The organism is Microcystis sp. LEGE 00066 (assembly GCF_015207925.1).
Classification (GTDB): domain Bacteria; phylum Cyanobacteriota; class Cyanobacteriia; order Cyanobacteriales; family Microcystaceae; genus Microcystis; species Microcystis ichthyoblabe_A.
On the sequence record NZ_JADEVX010000099.1, the window covers coordinates 1 to 16,346 of the forward strand.

Annotated in this window: 13 protein-coding genes; 8 read left to right on the forward strand and 5 right to left on the reverse strand. The window is 42.9% G+C overall.

Annotation, left to right across the window (positions count from 1 at the left end; genetic code table 11):
• Window positions 1–252 precede the first annotated feature (252 nt).
• The 4 genes from remA (at window position 253) to IQ224_RS14355 (ending at window position 4,005) form a co-directional block, all read left to right on the forward strand.
• A complete protein-coding gene (gene remA, locus IQ224_RS14340; protein WP_002737924.1) occupies window positions 253–522 on the forward strand; it encodes an extracellular matrix/biofilm regulator RemA in 270 nt (89 codons plus the stop codon).
• A gap of 12 nt (window positions 523–534) precedes the next feature.
• Window positions 535–1,089, forward strand: coding sequence for a guanylate kinase (gmk, locus tag IQ224_RS14345; RefSeq protein ID WP_002743056.1), 555 nt, complete (start codon window positions 535–537; stop codon window positions 1,087–1,089).
• A 153-nt stretch (window positions 1,090–1,242) separates the two neighbouring features.
• On the forward strand, window positions 1,243–1,881 hold the full coding sequence (clpP, locus tag IQ224_RS14350; RefSeq protein ID WP_223210338.1) for an ATP-dependent Clp endopeptidase proteolytic subunit ClpP: 639 nt from the start codon (window positions 1,243–1,245) through the stop codon (window positions 1,879–1,881).
• 909 nt (window positions 1,882–2,790) lie between these two features.
• Entirely contained in the window at window positions 2,791–4,005 is a 1,215-nt protein-coding gene (locus IQ224_RS14355; RefSeq protein WP_002743062.1) for an aminotransferase class V-fold PLP-dependent enzyme, read from the forward strand.
• A gap of 18 nt (window positions 4,006–4,023) precedes the next feature.
• Here IQ224_RS14355 and IQ224_RS14360 read toward each other — a convergent pair whose 3' ends face one another.
• The gene (locus IQ224_RS14360) at window positions 4,024–8,196 is read right to left on the reverse strand and encodes a DEAD/DEAH box helicase (protein ID WP_002743063.1); all 4,173 of its coding nucleotides are present in this window, start codon (window positions 8,194–8,196) and stop codon (window positions 4,024–4,026) included.
• A gap of 54 nt (window positions 8,197–8,250) precedes the next feature.
• Window positions 8,251–8,721, reverse strand: a complete 471-nt coding sequence (locus IQ224_RS14365; protein ID WP_002754638.1) for a DUF29 domain-containing protein — start codon at window positions 8,719–8,721, stop codon at window positions 8,251–8,253.
• A 277-nt stretch (window positions 8,722–8,998) separates the two neighbouring features.
• On the opposite strand from IQ224_RS14365, the gene IQ224_RS14370 reads away from it, so the two are divergent.
• From IQ224_RS14370 to IQ224_RS14380, 3 genes are all read left to right on the forward strand, one after another.
• Window positions 8,999–9,712, forward strand: coding sequence for a Uma2 family endonuclease (locus tag IQ224_RS14370; protein ID WP_194033117.1), 714 nt, complete (start codon window positions 8,999–9,001; stop codon window positions 9,710–9,712).
• 21 nt (window positions 9,713–9,733) lie between these two features.
• Window positions 9,734–10,468 carry a Uma2 family endonuclease gene (locus tag IQ224_RS14375; RefSeq protein ID WP_194033118.1) on the forward strand — a complete coding sequence of 245 codons (735 nt, stop codon included), beginning with the start codon at window positions 9,734–9,736 and terminating at the stop codon, window positions 10,466–10,468.
• 116 nt (window positions 10,469–10,584) lie between these two features.
• On the forward strand, window positions 10,585–12,009 hold the full coding sequence (locus IQ224_RS14380) for a carotenoid oxygenase family protein (RefSeq protein ID WP_002743067.1): 1,425 nt from the start codon (window positions 10,585–10,587) through the stop codon (window positions 12,007–12,009).
• A 102-nt stretch (window positions 12,010–12,111) separates the two neighbouring features.
• Here the strand turns inward: IQ224_RS14380 and IQ224_RS14385 are convergent, their stop codons facing one another.
• Window positions 12,112–13,767, reverse strand: a complete 1,656-nt coding sequence (locus IQ224_RS14385; RefSeq protein WP_002743070.1) for a glycosyltransferase family 39 protein — start codon at window positions 13,765–13,767, stop codon at window positions 12,112–12,114.
• Window positions 13,768–13,836: 69 nt separating this feature from the next.
• Window positions 13,837–14,724 (reverse strand): glutaminase, encoded by an 888-nt coding sequence (locus IQ224_RS14390; RefSeq protein WP_194033119.1) that lies wholly within the window; start codon window positions 14,722–14,724, stop codon window positions 13,837–13,839.
• Window positions 14,725–14,735: 11 nt separating this feature from the next.
• Here IQ224_RS14390 and glp point away from each other — a divergent pair, with 11 nt between their 5' ends.
• Window positions 14,736–15,956, forward strand: coding sequence for a gephyrin-like molybdotransferase Glp (gene glp / locus IQ224_RS14395; RefSeq protein ID WP_002743073.1), 1,221 nt, complete (start codon window positions 14,736–14,738; stop codon window positions 15,954–15,956).
• 117 nt (window positions 15,957–16,073) lie between these two features.
• On the opposite strand, the gene IQ224_RS24220 is transcribed toward glp, so the two are convergent.
• A complete protein-coding gene (locus tag IQ224_RS24220) occupies window positions 16,074–16,217 on the reverse strand; it encodes a hypothetical protein (RefSeq protein WP_002743075.1) in 144 nt (47 codons plus the stop codon).
• Between the last annotated feature and the right edge of the window lie 129 nt (window positions 16,218–16,346).

The following is a 16,346-nucleotide window of genomic DNA, read 5'->3' on the forward strand; positions in this document are numbered from 1 at the left end:
CCCCACACCCTACACCCCACACCCTACATCCCATTCCCCCAAAATTCCCTAATTTTCCCGACTTTTGCCTTTTTATTCCCTAAGATAGAGACTCGTGTAAACAAATTTAATTAAAATCGCAAAAAACCTGAAAAAATACTAAAATGTGATTAAGAATGTTATTTTTAGCGTTGTAAGGCTAAATCTTTCTCGATAACATTGTAATCATACCTCCACACTCTTTTGTACAAAGGACTGCACCTTTGTTAACTTATGGATATACAACTGATCAACATCGGCTTCGGTAATATTGTTTCCGCTAATCGGGTTATCGCCATCGTTAGCCCAGAATCGGCTCCTATCAAACGCATCATCAGTGATGCTCGGGATAAAGGCTGTTTAATCGATGCTACATACGGAAGACGGACTCGTGCGGTGATCATCACCGATTCTAGTCATGTAGTGCTGTCGGCCATTCAACCAGAAACCGTGGCTCACCGTTTCGTGGTCAACAAGGAAGCCCCTGTTAATAGTAGCAACTAAGTTATTAACCCCATGCAACCCGGTCAATTAATCGTCATTACTGGCCCTAGCGGTGTGGGCAAGGGTACGCTAGTACGGCATTTACTAACTCGTTTCCCTAACCTCTACCTGTCCGTATCCGCCACTACGCGCCCACCTCGACCGGGTGAAATTGAGGGGGAAGATTACTACTTTCTCGACCGTCCCAGTTTCGAGGAGAAAATGGCAGCGGGACAATTTCTTGAATCGGCCGAATACGCGGGCAACTACTATGGAACACCCCAATCAGCGATCGCTGCTCAATTAGCAGCAGGCCAGACCGTCATTCTAGAAATCGAACTAGAGGGAGCCAGACAGGTCTGTCAAAGCTTCCCCGAAGCGAGGAGAATCTTTATCCTACCCCCCAGTTTCGAGGAATTAGAGCGTCGTTTGCGCGACCGGGGCAAAGATGCCGAAACAGCGATCGCCCGTCGCCTGGAGCGCGCCCGAGAAGAATTGGCCGCCAGCGAGGAATTCCCCTATCAAATCGTCAATGATGACCTAGAAACCGCCCTAGATGCCATCGAGAAGATTATTTTTAGCCGTTAGCCATCAAGGGGCAGCAGCCAGTGGTCGGTCGTCAGCCTTGAATCAGTTATCGGTTATCAGATGTGAGTTTTCAGTTCACTGATTACTGTTCACTGTTCACTGAAAATACTTCCCCACTTCCCCGAATCCCTATCCCCCATTCCCTAAGTTACAATCAAAAAACCAACCGCAGCAGCAAGACAAGAAAGCGCAATGATTCCTACCGTTATTGAAACCACAGGCCGGGGCGAACGCGCCTTCGATATCTACTCCCGACTACTCCGGGAAAGAATCGTCTTTTTGGGACAAGAAGTGACCAGCGACCTGGCTAACCTAATCGTCGCCCAATTACTCTTTCTAGAAGCAGAAGACCCCGAAAAAGATATTTACTTGTATATCAACTCCCCCGGTGGTTCCGTTTCGGCCGGATTAGGGATTTTTGACACCATGAATCAAATCCGTCCCGATGTCAGCACCATTTGTATTGGTTTAGCCGCCAGTATGGGGGCTTTTCTCCTCAGTGCCGGCAAACCGGGCAAAAGAATGAGCCTACCCAACTCGCGGATCATGATTCACCAACCCCTCGGCGGCGCCCAAGGTCAGGCCACCGATATCGAAATTCAGGCCAAAGAAATTCTCTATCTCAAACAATTACTCAATCAACACCTAGCTAGTCATACCGGTAAACCTCTCGACCTCATCGCCGAGGATACGGAAAGGGATTTCTTTATGTCCGCCGAAGAGGCTCTAGACTATGGTTTAATCGATCAAGTCATCGATCGCAGTCCTTCCGCTTCCAACCCTCCCCAGTAAATAATTATGATCGGGTAGGCCCTGTCTGCCCAGATTTTGTTGACACTCCCATCGCACTCATGGGATAGAGCTTAAATCTCCCCTTGCGCTCGGTGAGCGTAGTCGAACCGAGCGCAACTCGAACCGAGCGCAACTCGAGGTGCCAGTTTCCAATATGCCCTATCGTAAGTACCTAAGCAAAATTAATTACACATATCTAACCACCTCTTGCCTTTTGCCTTTTGCCTTTCTTCACTAGGAAATTTATTTTGCACGACTACTTAGCTTTTTTGAGTATATTTAATAAGGACGATAAATATAAATATAAATATAAGTGTTTGGAGAATCAAAATGTGGCGAAATGTGTCGAAGTGCTGTTCTATACTGGTCAGCTTTTCATCAGGGGAACCCTGGGGCGAATTACTTCGCTCCTTTAAAAGCCCCGTCTCATCGGTAAAACATACATAGCCTCCCGGCTGACATTCAAGGTAAAAAATAATGGCTCTTCGTTACTTGTTATGGTTCGATAGGGGGGCATAAATCAACAAAATCTTTATCTGGTAAGGGATTTAATTGATTAGTTCGCTTTAGATAAAAAACAATTGATAAAAATCGCCCAATGTCTTTCTCTATAAGGGTTCCATCCCTTATAACTCCCGTCTATTGCATAAGACAAACCGAAGAACCAAAATAATAAACTAAAAAAAGAAAACATTCACAAGTATGTTTCCTCTGCTTTAATACTATTGTGATAATTGCGACTTGATCCGTCGATAGAATTCAGCCGTTAGTCGTCAGGAGTCGGTCGTCAGGAAGTGGTAAAATGGGGCAATGGGGAATTCAACTAAAACCCCAAAACCCAACACCTTCTAACTGATAACTGATAACTGATAACTGATAACTGATAACTGACTCCCCATCTCCTCACTTATGCAGAATTTAGACGAAAATAGCCTCGATTGCGCCCCTAGTAAACCGGATTTAGCCGAACAAAGACAGGAATTTCGGGGACTTAGCAATAAAGTTTATTTTAATTTCGGTGGTCAGGGAACCTTGCCCAAAGCCGGATTAGAAGCGATTATCGATACCTATAATTTTCTCCAACAAAAGGGGCCTTTTTCAGGACAGGTAAACGATTGGATTACCAAAAAAACGGAACTTCTCAGGCAAGAAATGGCGCAAGAATTGGGAATCAGCCCCAGAACTCTCTCTATCACCGAGGATGTTACTGTGGGCTGTAATATCGCCCTCTGGGGGGTTGATTGGCAAGCGGGGGAACATATTTTACTAACCGATTGTGAACACCCCGGAATTATCGCCACAGTTCGGGAAATTGCCCGTCGTTATCATCTGGAAATCTCCACTTGTCCTATTCGGGAAACTTTAAACGGCGGCAACCCGATAGAAGTCATTTCCGCTCATTTACGTCCAAAAACTAGGGTTTTGGTGATTAGTCACGTTCTCTGGAATACTGGACAGGTTTTACCCCTCAAGGAAATCTCGCAACTTTGTCATGATAATTCTGTCACCGAAAAACCCGTTTTAGTGGTGGTGGATGCTGCCCAATCCGTGGGTTGTTTGCCCTTGGATTTAAGCGCCACTGCCGCCGATTGTTATGCTTTTACAGGTCATAAATGGTGGTGTGGACCGGCTGGTGTGGGAGGATTGTATATTCGTCCCGAAATTTTCCCTAGTTTACAGCCCACTTTTATCGGTTGGCGAGGTATTGAAACAGATAAGCAAGGACAGCCTATCGGTTGGAAACCGGACGCTAGACGCTTTGAAGTGGCCACTTCTGCCTATCCTCAATTTGAGGGTTTAAGGGCAACTATTGCGGTACATAACGCCTGGGGTGATGGGGGACAAAGATACGAAAAAATCTGTCAATTAGCGGCTTATCTCTGGGAAGAATTAAAGACGATTAAAGGGGTGAAATGTTTAAAAAATTCTCCACCCGAATCTGGTTTAGTTTCCTTTCAAATTGACTCGGCCATCACCCCACAAAATTTAGTGCAACAGCTAGAAAAACAAGGGTTTTTACTGCGAACTCTCCTCGACCCCCTCTGTGTGCGTGCCTGTGTTCATTATTTCACTTTGCCCTCAGAAATCGAGCAGTTAGTAGCAGCTATCAAAAAGTTAGTCTAAACTGCGTCGGGGATATTTTTATCCCTCGGCCATTAAGCGCAATAATTCGTCAGTAGATAACTTACCGCTTGCGTCGGTCCCCTCCAATAAACTATCGGCGAGATCGCGTTTATGGTGGTGCAGATCGACAATTTTTTCCTCGATCGTATCCTTGGCCACTAAGCGATAAATCGTCACCGGACGTTTTTGGCCGATACGGTGGGCGCGATCGGAGGCCTGATCCTCCACTGCGGGATTCCACCAGGGATCAAGATGGATAACATAATCGGCCGCGGTGAGATTTAATCCTGTCCCCCCGGCTTTTAAACTAATTAAAAATACGTCCCCTTCCCCCGCTTGAAACGCTTTCACCTGTTTCTGCCGATCGCTGGCTGGGGTACTACCATCGAGGTATTGATATTTTATCTGTCTTTGATCGAGATAACTGCGGACAATCGCTAAATGATCGACAAATTGACTAAATACCAACGCTTTATGCTGATTATCTAATAATTCATCCAGAATTTCCGCGAAACGGGACAATTTCGAGCCGGCTAAATCCAAATCTGGAGCCACTAACTGCGGGTGACAGCAGGCCCGGCGTAATTTCATGATCTCTGCCAGTACCTGGAGATGTTTTGCCCCGGCGGTACTGTCACTCTCGCTTAATTTCTCCAAAGCACGCCGCCGTAAGGCCTCGTAAAACGCCTTCTCCTCGACGCTTAACTCGATCGGGACTAAAATCTCGGTACGCGGCGGTAATTCCGCCAGAACTTGGTTTTTTGTGCGCCGGAGAAGGAAAGGCCGCACCAGTTTTTTTAACTGTTCGCGAGCGGTTTTATCGCCGTATTTTTCGATCGGGGTGGCGAAACGGTGATCAAAACTTTCCAAAGACCCCAACAATCCGGGGTTAATAAAACGGAAAAGATTCCATAATTCCCCTAAATGATTCTCGATCGGTGTTCCTGTGGTGATTAGTTTAAAATCCCCCCGCAGATTCATCGCCGCTTTCGATCGCTTGGTGGAGAAATTCTTAATCGCTTGGGCCTCATCGAGAACGATTGTCCGCCATTCTACCCCGGCCAACATGGTAGCCACTTCTTCCTGCTGTAATAACCCATAGCTACAGACCAACAGATCAAAAGGTTGCAGTCGATCGAGTAGCGCTTGCCGATCGCCTGTTCCCAGTTGGATGATATTTAAGGTGGGTGCGAACCTTTCCGCCTCACTAATCCAGTTCAAACATACTGAAGTAGGAGCGATCGCTAAAGTCGGTCCCTCGGAGGCGCGGGTTAGGATCACTGCCAGGGCCTGTAAAGTTTTCCCTAATCCCATATCATCGGCCAAACAGGCCCCGGCCCCCCACTGGGCCAGCCTAGCTAACCAACGAAAGCCTTCCAATTGATAGTCGCGCAATTCTGCCTGTAGAGTTGAGGGAACTTCTGGGGTAAAATCCTGACTCTCCTGAAAGCGTTGTAAATTATCGCGCCAACGTTTATCGGCCTTGAGTTGTCCCACTTCCTCACTGAGTTCCGAGAGAATCGGGGCAGCGAAGGGATGAAACCGCAAACCGTCGCCGGACTTTTCCGAGAAAGCGCGCATTTCCTGTAACCGTTCCCGAAATGCCTCGGTTAGGGCGAGAAATTGACCATCTCCGAGGGGAATAAACCGCCCTGGGGATCCCTCTAGCAATTTCATCAACTCCTGCATACTCAGCACCGATTTCTCCTCTAGGTGCAGTTCCCCACTGACGGCAAACCAATCCCGTTGACTGTGGATATTTAGGTATAGGTCTTGTAATCGAAGCTGACGCGTCACCCGCCATTTTTCCCCTTCTGGCCATTCCACAAGGACGCTATCGTTTAATTCCCGCAATTCCAGCAGTAGATCTAGACAATCCTCTGGATTTTCTAGCCGCCATTCCCCATTTTCTTCCTCAAAACTGATCAGGGTGGGACAAGAATCGATCGCTGTTTGGGCCAGTTTTTTCTCTAGAGCTAGATCTCTGGTGGTTTGCAGCCGTTCCCCCTCGATCTCGGCGATTACTGTTTCTCCCCCTTTTCCAGGCTGGAAATAGGGACCAGCTGCCCCAAAAGGACGGCTGAGAACCGCCACTTTTAAACCCTCTCCGGCCGGTAAGAGATGAATCCGGGGTTGACTATCGGCTGCCACTGACCGGGCTGCTTTTCCTCCCCCGATATCGGAATGTACTGTCACTATCCCGGACAGGGAATTGATCGCGGCCAGCACTTTTTCCCGGCCCTTGTCGGGTACTTCTAAGCGGTTGCTTTTGCCGATAATGTCGGCGATGCTTCGGTGTTCCGGCTTGACTTCGATTACCTTAACGCGAGTGGGGGTTTCTTTCCAAATCAGCACTTCTTGGCGATCGCTGAGATCGGGCAGTAAAGACAGGATTAATTTACCCGATTTTTCCTTTCTTACTCGCAATTCCGGTTCCCCAGCGACGATTTCTACCCGCGTTCTGGGGGAATCTTCCCAAAACACCAGGGGATGACCGATCAGTTCGATAATTGCCCGGCTCTCAAAGTGATACTCATTCTGGCCATAGTAACTGGATTCCACGAAGATATGGGCACAAATTTTCAGGTCTTGCGGGGTTAAATAGTCAATTTCCCCAGTTTTTCGCAGACGTTTCAGGGAGACGGGACGGCCACGACTCCAATTACCCCGCGCGTCGAGTTTTTGTTCTTTTGGTTGCAGGAAATAATCCTCGGAATGGATAGTGAGAAACCAAGCAAGGCGGACGACGGGGTTAGATTTACCCGGGGTTGGTGTGGGCGCGCACAGATTAGTCAAGGCATTCAGGCACAGTTGCCAAGCTTCTTGGGGTTCGATCGCATCTACCAGGGGGGAAGGGAGACGCTGGTTTTTAAGCACCTCCACTTCCGGGGTTCGATCGAGTCGGGACAGTAGGGCCCCGGTTTCTAGGGCTAACCAATGGTAGCCGGCGGCCTTGGCATCTTTGTAGAGGGGCAAGAGTAGGCGGGGCAGATGTTTTTTGGCGATGTCGCTGCTCATCCAGTAGAGACAGATACTACAGATAAGAGTCTCTAGACCCTGGCCCATTTGGTAGGGATTGATCGTCGCGTCGATGATTGCGTCTTTGGCCTGCATATCTCCCTGACGGGCAGCGATGATTTTTTCCAGACGGGCATAGATAGGACTGAAAGGATGATCGTTTTGACGCGTCACCCAATTGGTATAGCTGGCGGCTTCGGCGAGACGTTCGGGGGTTCCTTCTTTGAGGAGGGCGAAAATAAAGGAGAAGCCGCTAATCGAAGAAAAATAGATTTTTTGTTTTCCTTTGGCTTTTTTTAGGGCTTTAAGGGCGAGGGTATATTCTTGGATCGCTTTGCTGTTTTCCCCGCCTAGAAAGGCAATCCAACCCCGTATCGCCCCGATTTCTGCTGCTTGGCTTTCCGGAAAGGGGCGATCAAGATACCGACGCACTCTATCGCTTTGTCCTCTGATGATTGCCTGTTCAAGCCACAAATGGGCTTCGGAAACACTGGTCTGGTCTTGACAGAGTTCTTCTAGGAGGGAAAAAGCTCCATCGGCGCGAGTTATTTTTTCAAAAGCCTTGACAAGAATGCTATTTAGTGCTATGGCTTGAAATTTGGTCGGTTGCGTCCGTAACCAATCCCCATCGAAGGGGTTATCGTAGATGAGAACCAGAAGGTCTTCTAGGCTGGTTTTTGAGGAGGAATAGCTGGTTTTCTGATAATGGGCGATTTGTTGTTCGATCGAGTCGAAATCCTGACGATAGATGGCCAGACGGATTTCTCGGATTAATTGCTCTTTTCCCTGAAAAACTAGGCTTTCATCCCAACGAGTTCGGGGTTGCGGCAGTTTTGCCTTGATAATCTCGGCAAAACGCTTGAATTCTCCCTTGCTAACGCTATCACGGCTGGCAATCTCGACGAGGAGGGGATGACAGCGCGGCCCGTAGCCTTTGTCCTGGGTGATTACTTCCGCTTCTAGGAGGATATCTAAATGGGATTTCAGGGTTTGGCCGTTAAATCGCCGGTTGTTCTCGTCGCGGTAATGAGCTTGATTTAAACAGTCTAGAAAAGTGCTGCGGGCGATCGGTTCATAGATTAGGGAAAAAAGACGGACGATCACCTGATCGAGTGCCGATAATTTTTGGTAGCGTTCGATGAGTTGGCGGCGGATTTGCTCTATATCTTGCATATTCGGTTATATTCGCTGATAATCCTAATCTTTTTGCGGGGATATGGCTGCAATTTATGGACGGGTTTCCAAAAAAGGTTCGATATCGATCGGGAACCAATCCCCGTCTAATACCTGTTCGAGAGTGAATATAGACTCTAGGGGAATCGCATTTTTATCGACTATCCTAGCGTTAATCAGGGATTTTCTAGCGGTTAAATAGGCTTTTTCCCAAGAATCGCGGGCATGGTTGACGAGGGTGGCACTATCTATTTTTTGTTCTAATTGCGATCGGAAAGCCGCGATCTCCACTATCCAGTGACGGGCATTCCGTTCTTTTTCCGATTCCCAATAGGATAGTTTGAGCAAGTGTTCAATTAAAACGGTTAATAAACTCGTTATTGCCTGTCTCTCGCTTTTTCCCATGCACTCCACTTCCTCGATCAGGTTTTCCCAGTCCACCAGGTCAAACTCTTTTCGCTTTAACAGTTCGGCGGTTTTTTCTGTCCAGAGAACAAAATCTTCCTCGTAGAGAGCGGTCATCATAGATTTCTCATCCCGACTGGGAGCGCGGGGTAATGGCTCGATTATAACTCTCGATCGCTATCCTCGATCAGCTTCTAGTCCAGGGGAATTTTTGCCAAGTTAGAGATTTATCCTCTAGCACAAGTTGTTATTTTTGTCAAGAAAACTTTTTCTTTTTAACAAAAGTACACAAATATTTTGAGCAACCTTATTGACGATGTTATTTTGGGAGTAGAGGGGAAAGATAACCTCACTGCTAGAATTTAATTTTCAGACCAATAACCTCAGAGCAGAAATTATGACCTTTACACCAGCTATTGATCCAGATATTGAATACCCCGACAGTGACGGTAAACCCATGGCTGATAATACCGAACAATACGAATGGATCGTGAAAATTAAAGAAAACCTTGAGATTATTTTTGCTAATTCTCCTAATGTTTTTATTGCTGGAGGTCTGCTCTGGTATCCCGTCCAAGATAAGAAAATTACTGAACCGGTTGCTCCCGATGTTATGGTAGTATTTGGTCGTCCGAAAGGAAGACGGGGTTCCTATAAACAATGGCAAGAAGATAACATCGCTCCTCAAGTGGTCTTTGAAATTCTCTCCCCTTCTAACAGCTTAGAAGAAATGGAGCGAAAACTACTGTTTTATCAACGTTATGGAGTGGAAGAATACTATCTCTATGATCCAGATCCTCATAGTTTTCAAGGATGGTTGAGACAGGAAGGAATATTAAGTTCTATACCTGAGATTAAGGGATGGGTTAGTCCTCGGTTAAGTATCCGATTTGATTTGAGAGAAGATGGGTTAGAAATTTATAGTTTAGATGGTCAGAAATTTTTAACTTCTCTTGAGTTATCTCAAAAAGCTGAACAAGCGAGTTTACAATTGGAACAAGAGCGTCTTAAAGCTGAAGAAGCAAGTTTACAATTAGAACAAGAGCGTCTTAAAGCTGAACGTTTAGCTGAATATATCCGTTCTCTAGGAATTGATCCCGATACTTTATGAATATTTAAAGGAGTATAAATTATGACCTTTACACCAGCTATTGATCCAGATATTGAATACCCCGATAGTGACGGTAAACCCATGGCCGATAATACCGAACAATACGAATGGATCGTGAAAATTAAAGAAAACCTTGAGATTCTCTTTGCTAACTCTCCTAACGTTTTTATTGCCGGAGATCTGCTCTGGTATCCCGTCCAAGATAAGAAAATTACTGAACCGGTTGCTCCCGATGTTATGGTAGTATTTGGTCGTCCGAAAGGAAGACGGGGTTCCTATAAACAATGGCAAGAAGATAACATCGCTCCTCAAGTGGTCTTTGAAATTCTCTCCCCTTCTAACAGCTTAGAAGAAATGGAGCGAAAACTACTGTTTTATCAACGTTATGGAGTGGAAGAATACTATCTCTATGATCCAGATCCTCATAGTTTTCAAGGATGGTTGAGACAGGAAGGAATATTAAGTTCTATACCTGAGATTAAGGGATGGGTTAGTCCTCGGTTAAGTATCCGATTTGATTTGAGAGAAGATGGGTTAGAAATTTATAGTTTAGATGGTCAGAAATTTTTAAGTTCTATCGAGTTATCCCAAAGGTTAGAACAAGAGCGTCTTAAAGCTGAACAAGCAAGTTTACAATTAGAACAGGAGCGTTTTAAAGCTGAAGAAGCAAGTTTACAATTAGAACAAGAGCGTCTTAAATCTGAATGTTTAGCTGAATATATCCGTTCTCTGGGAATTGATCCCGATACTTTATAATGATATAATTTATCGGTTGTGACGAATACTAATTAACTGGTAAACTTCCGAAATTATTGTCATTGAACCTAGTCTAGAGCTATACTTAACTATGTAATCACTAACAAAGCAAATCTATGAAAGCTTGGGCAAAATCTTTAGAAAAACCAGCAGTGGAATTTTCTGAAACCCAATTAACCTTATTATCGGGGAAAATTCCCGATGGATTGCGGGGTAGTCTCTATCGCAATGGTCCGGGGAGATTAGAAAGAGGTAAGCAAAAAGTTGGTCATTGGTTTGACGGAGATGGGGCAGTTTTAGCTGTACATTTTCATGATAATGGAGCCAGTGCCACCTATCGTTATGTTCAGACTGCTGGTTATCAGCAAGAAAGTGCCGCTAATCAATATTTATTTCCTAATTATGGCATGAATGCCCCCAGCTTCTTTTGGAATAATTGGGGAAAAGAGGTAAAAAATGCCGCTAACACCTCGGTGTTAGCTTTACCCGATAAATTATTAGCTCTCTGGGAAGGGGGTTTTCCCCATAAATTAGATTTACAATCTTTAGAAACCCTAGGTTTAGATAATTTATCTAGGTTACAAGCAAAGGAAACTTTTTCCGCTCATCCTAAGCTAGATTTGTCCAGAGGAGAGATTTTTAATTTCGGGGTGACAATCGGTGCTAAAGTTAGTTTAAATCTCTATAAGTCTGACTCCACTGGTCAAATTATCCAGAAAAACACTTTTGAGTTAGATAGATTGTCTCTGCTGCATGACTTTGTTTTAGCAGGACAGTATTTGGTCTTTTTCGTTCCACCGATAAAAGCGGATAAATTATTGATACTGTTGGGATTTAAAACTTTTAGTGATGCCATGCAGTGGCAGCCAAAATTAGGAACAAGAATACTAATTTTTGAGCGAGATTCTCTGGAATTAGTCAGTGAAAGTGTTACCGATTCATGGTTTCAATGGCACTTTGCTAATGGTTGTGTGAATGAGCAAGGCAATCTTGAAATTGTTTTTGTCCGTTATGATGACTTTAAAACTAATCAATTTTTAAAAGAAGTTCCCACGGGTGAAACCGAAACCTTAGCCATCGGAAAATTGGCAAGTATTACTATTAATCCCCTATCAGCAAAAGTGATTAATCAGGAAATTCTCTCGGATTTAAGCTGTGATTTTCCCGTGGTTTCCCCGCAACTGGTGGGACAAAAATGGCAAAATACTTTTTTAGCTGTCCATCGTCCCGATAGCGATATTCGTCGGGAAATTATCGGACTTCCTGCTTGTTATAATCACTCCACAGGTAAGTTAACTATTTCTTATCTGGAAAATAACTGTTATGGAAGTGAACCGATTTTTGTCTGCGATGGTTTATCTCCAGAAACGGGATGGTTAATCGTCGTGGTTTACGACGGCAATAATCACAGCAGCCAAGTGAGAATCTATGACAGTCAGCAGTTAGAAAAAGAACCCCTTTGCTGTCTGCAATTACCCAGTGTTATCCCTCCTAGTTTTCATGGTACTTGGCAAGAAAAATCAGAAAAAGTAAGTACCTAAGCAAAATTAATTACACATATCTAACCCCTCCCTTGCCTCTTACCTTTTGCCTTTCTTCACTAGGAAATTTATTTTGCACGACTACTTATTGGTGAACAGTTTCTAGTTTTTACCAAAAATATTGGCTGCGTCTTGAGAGGAAATCTTGAAAATTAGGTAACTATAAGCAAGATGATCAATAGGTTGACGACTAGAACGCAACCAGTAAAAATGGTTAGAATCGGTGGTAATACCGATTAATTGATTAGCTTCTATCACCAGTAAATTAATCGGATTATCGAGAGAAACCTGTGAGGGTTCAACTTTTTGATTATCGATGACTAAATTAAGTTTATTATCTCCGTCATAACGAATAAAGAGAGCGTTGGGATGTTTTTGGAGATAGTCTTGCAGATAGTTTTTATTTTGTCCCCAATCTAAATTAGAATCGACCAGAACTTGATAGCTCATTTTGCGATCAATAACTAATTCGTTAAAATAGGAAATATAATGGGGAAAATAGGAGAGATTGGAAATTAGTAGGTAAAGGGTCAGGACAATAATTAAAATGCGATAGGGTCTTTTATAAGCTGGCCAACCGGTAACAATCCGACTAGCAAAGACAAATAAAAAGGGGAAAATCATTAAAATATATCTAATACCTATTTGAGCAGTGTTAAAACTCATTAAGATGAAATATAATAGACTGGGAATAATCAAAAAAGCTTCATTCTGCCAAAAATTTAACTGTTTTCTCCAGAGAAATAAACTGATAAATCCCAACCAGATAAATATTTGGGTAGCTATCGGTACTTTATAGAGAAAAGTGATCAGAAAATATTGGGGAAATCCCTTAATTTTAAATCCTTGTACTGGATCAACTATAAATCCTAACTGTCCCAAAAGATAGGGCATTCCACTACCAAAACTTGTTTCTTGTTTATACTTACCGAAGTCTAATGCTTGCAAATAAGCAGCGGGAATAGGAATCGACAAAGATTTTAAGACAGGATAGGTTTGCAGTTGCTTAAAACTATGACTGAGAAATTGATAATTCTGCAATTGAGTGCCACTTCTCTCAAAAGAATAACCAATATTTATGATTAATATTGTTGATAAAATCAGAGCTAGTATATAGAAGATACTGCGCTTAATTACCCGTTGAATTACGGAAATATTTTTGGTTTGAATAGATTGAATAATTTCCCGATGGTAAAAACCAAGACCTAAAATTATATAAATGGGAACTAAATAAACGGCTGTTAAGCGGCAAATCTGGGCAATTCCAAAAGTTAATATACTTAAAACCAGATTTTTTCTGCTACCAAATCTTAGGAAAGACCAGAAATAGTAAATGGCAATAAAAATTGAAGATGCTCCGAATAAATCTTGAGTAATTATCCGTGAATTTCCGATAATATTAGGATCGAGAACATAGAGAATTAAGGCTAAAAATCCTGCTAACACTCCATAGAGTTGTTTTGACCAGATAAAAAAATATATGGCTAAAATTACTGAGATAATAATCGTAGCAAACCGTCCAAAAAACTTATTTTCTAAGTTTATATCTTTAGAGATAGGAAAAATATTTTGTATTGTTTGATCAACTAGGGGATGCAGTGCTGAAGCTGGCATAATATTGCGATGATGAATATCTTCATTGCCCCGTTTCGCTGCCGTACCTCTGAGAATTTCTACTCCACTTTCATAATGATAACCTTCATCATAGTTGAGGGATTCTGGTAAGGGAAAAAATAAACTGGTGACGCATAAAGCCATAAATATTAGCAAGATAATTACTAAATAGAATCGGTGTTTTTTTGAAAAGTTCAATCTTGTTTTCATAGCTTAAATTTCCTTGAAAAAATTACTTAATTTTGTTAATAAATCCAGACCTAAAACTGAATTACCTTGCTCATTTAACAGAGGACTATAACAAGCAATAACTCCCTCGTCTGACAGAATAGATAATAAAGCTCCACTAACTCCCGATTTAGTGGGAAAACCCACCTCAATAGCAAATTTTTCGGAAGCTTCATAGAGTCCACAATTAGTCATAATTTCTAGAATAATTTCGCTAAAAGGAGCAGCTAAAATTAACTTACCTAAATTAGCAAGATCGGCAATTTTTCCAGATAAACAACAGATTCGATTGTAGGTTTCCAGAGCTAAGTAACGATGACTGATATAACCATTTTTTTCTAATTCTAAGCTTAGAGCTTGATTGTGAACATTAGGATAAGAGTGAACAGACTCAAGCACAGAGCGATCAAGAAATAATTGACAATTACCCATTTTATTTAACCATAAAAGCAAATTTTCACAGCGAGATTCTGGCGTTTCCCCTCCTAATAAATCCGCCAAAGTGATCGCACCACTGTTGATCAGAGGATTACGGGGAAAACCTCTATCCTCTTGCAGTTGAGTTAAAGAATTAAAAGGATAACTAGAAGCTTGTTTTCCCACGCGACGAAAAACGGCATCTTCCCCTAAATGGTTTAAAAGATATAATAACAAAAAAGGTTTAATCACACTCATCAAAGGAAAAGTTACAGTTTCATCTCCCCAAGACAAAATCTCCCCCTCAAGACAGTGAATCTGAAGAGCGAAAACATCGGGATTAACTCGGTTCAAAACCGGTATATAATAGGGAGTCTGACCCTTCCTATCCAATAAATGCACTTCCCCAATCCAAGCTTGTATATCTTCCACCCTTAATCTAGCTAATCGGTTCATTTTTTTAATCCATGTACTCAGTCAAAGAAGCAGAATCTATAATTTTAACTCAAATTCAACCCCAACAGCAAACAGAAAAAGTTTCTCTAGAGGCAGCTTTTGGGCGCATTTTAGCCGAAGATATCAGCAGCGATTTAGACTTTCCCTATTGGGATAATTCCGCAATGGATGGCTATGCTGTCCGTTACGAAGATGTTAAAGACACTAACCCAGAAAATCCCGTTACTCTAAAGATTATCGCCGAAATTCCCGCCGGCAAAGTCCCCGAAAAAATTATTCAACCGGGAGAAACAGCCCGAATATTTACAGGAGCGATGTTACCCCCCGGCAGTGATACGATTATTATGCAGGAAAATACTCAACAAAAAGGGGAGCGGGTGGCGATTTTTATCCCTCCCGAAAAAATAGGTCTTTTCGTGCGTCAACGCGGCACATTCTATCAAGCAGGAAATGCCTTATTAAAAGCCGGTATTGCTCTTAATTCTCCAGAAATAGCAGTTTTAGCCACGGCACAAGCTACCGAATTAACAGTTTTTTCCCGTCCGAAAGTGGCAATTTTCTCCACGGGAGATGAATTAATTAATCCCGATGAAACCCTCCAAAAAGGTCAAATTATTGACTCAAATCGCTACGCTTTAACGGCATTTATCACCAGTTTAGGGGCAATTCCTAGACCTTTAGGTATAATCAAAGATAATCCCGAACTTCTCAGAGAAACTATCAGAAAAGCCATTAATTCTAGTGATATCGTCCTTTCCACCGGCGGTGTTTCCGTGGGAGATTACGATTATATTGAGGGAATTTTAGAGGAATTAGGGGGAAAAATTCTGATTCGCAGCGTTGCTATTCAACCGGGTAAACCCTTAACCTTTGCTACTTTTCCTAACGGTTGTATTTACTTTGGTATCCCCGGTAATCCCGTCTCTGCTTTAGTTTCCTGTTGGCGCTTCGTACAAATGGCCATTAAAAAATTATCAGGATTGACAGATTATCAGAACAAATTTCTGCGAGTTATCACCCGCGATACTCTCAAATCTAAGGGACAAAGAGAAGTTTATCTCTGGGGAAAAATAGAAATTATCGAGGGAGTCTATCAATTTCAACTCGCTTCTGGACAACACAATTCAGCTAATTTAATTAATTTAGCGGGTACTAATGCTTTGGTCATAATTCCCCAGGGTAAAACTACTATACAAGCAGGAGAAACAGTAGAAGTTATGATAGTTTACTAAAAAAATACCTAACCAAATTTTTGGCTAGGTAGCTGGTTATAATTAAATTGAAGATAGATTTTGGGTTCGATCTCCCGTATCCCCTCAATATATCGGGGTCAGGAGTTATTCTGGTATTCATGAACAAGCAAGGTGATTGAGAGAAGACTGCTCACGAATAATAGTTGCCAAAGAGGGAATATTACCAAGTTGAGAAATGCGGTCACGAACATACTCAAAAAAGCTGATTCCTAATTTCCGAGTAGTAGCAACAAGGGACATAAAACCCACATTCCGCACCCTAAGCTGTCACAGAGAGAAATTACGGAGAGAAAAAATCAAAGTGAGCATAAAAATAAACATAAGGAGCGAAAAAAGGCATTTGAGAAACAGTAAAGCACCAAAAATGGC

What these genes read in the sequence shown, in the direction of transcription:
- remA (WP_002737924.1), top strand. Translation starts at nt 253, where the DNA reads ATGGATATACAACTGATCAACATCGGCTTCGGTAATATTGTTTCCGCT.
- gmk (WP_002743056.1), top strand. Translation starts at nt 535, where the DNA reads ATGCAACCCGGTCAATTAATCGTCATTACTGGCCCTAGCGGTGTGGGC.
- IQ224_RS14355 (WP_002743062.1), top strand. Translation starts at nt 2,791, where the DNA reads ATGCAGAATTTAGACGAAAATAGCCTCGATTGCGCCCCTAGTAAACCG.
- IQ224_RS14360 (WP_002743063.1), bottom strand. Translation starts at nt 8,196, where the DNA reads ATGCAAGATATAGAGCAAATCCGCCGCCAACTCATCGAACGCTACCAA.
- IQ224_RS14365 (WP_002754638.1), bottom strand. Translation starts at nt 8,721, where the DNA reads ATGATGACCGCTCTCTACGAGGAAGATTTTGTTCTCTGGACAGAAAAA.
- IQ224_RS14370 (WP_194033117.1), top strand. Translation starts at nt 8,999, where the DNA reads ATGACCTTTACACCAGCTATTGATCCAGATATTGAATACCCCGACAGT.
- IQ224_RS14375 (WP_194033118.1), top strand. Translation starts at nt 9,734, where the DNA reads ATGACCTTTACACCAGCTATTGATCCAGATATTGAATACCCCGATAGT.
- IQ224_RS14380 (WP_002743067.1), top strand. Translation starts at nt 10,585, where the DNA reads ATGAAAGCTTGGGCAAAATCTTTAGAAAAACCAGCAGTGGAATTTTCT.
- IQ224_RS14385 (WP_002743070.1), bottom strand. Translation starts at nt 13,767, where the DNA reads ATGGCTTTATGCGTCACCAGTTTATTTTTTCCCTTACCAGAATCCCTC.
- IQ224_RS14390 (WP_194033119.1), bottom strand. Translation starts at nt 14,724, where the DNA reads ATGAACCGATTAGCTAGATTAAGGGTGGAAGATATACAAGCTTGGATT.
- glp (WP_002743073.1), top strand. Translation starts at nt 14,736, where the DNA reads ATGTACTCAGTCAAAGAAGCAGAATCTATAATTTTAACTCAAATTCAA.
- IQ224_RS24220 (WP_002743075.1), bottom strand. Translation starts at nt 16,217, where the DNA reads ATGTCCCTTGTTGCTACTACTCGGAAATTAGGAATCAGCTTTTTTGAG.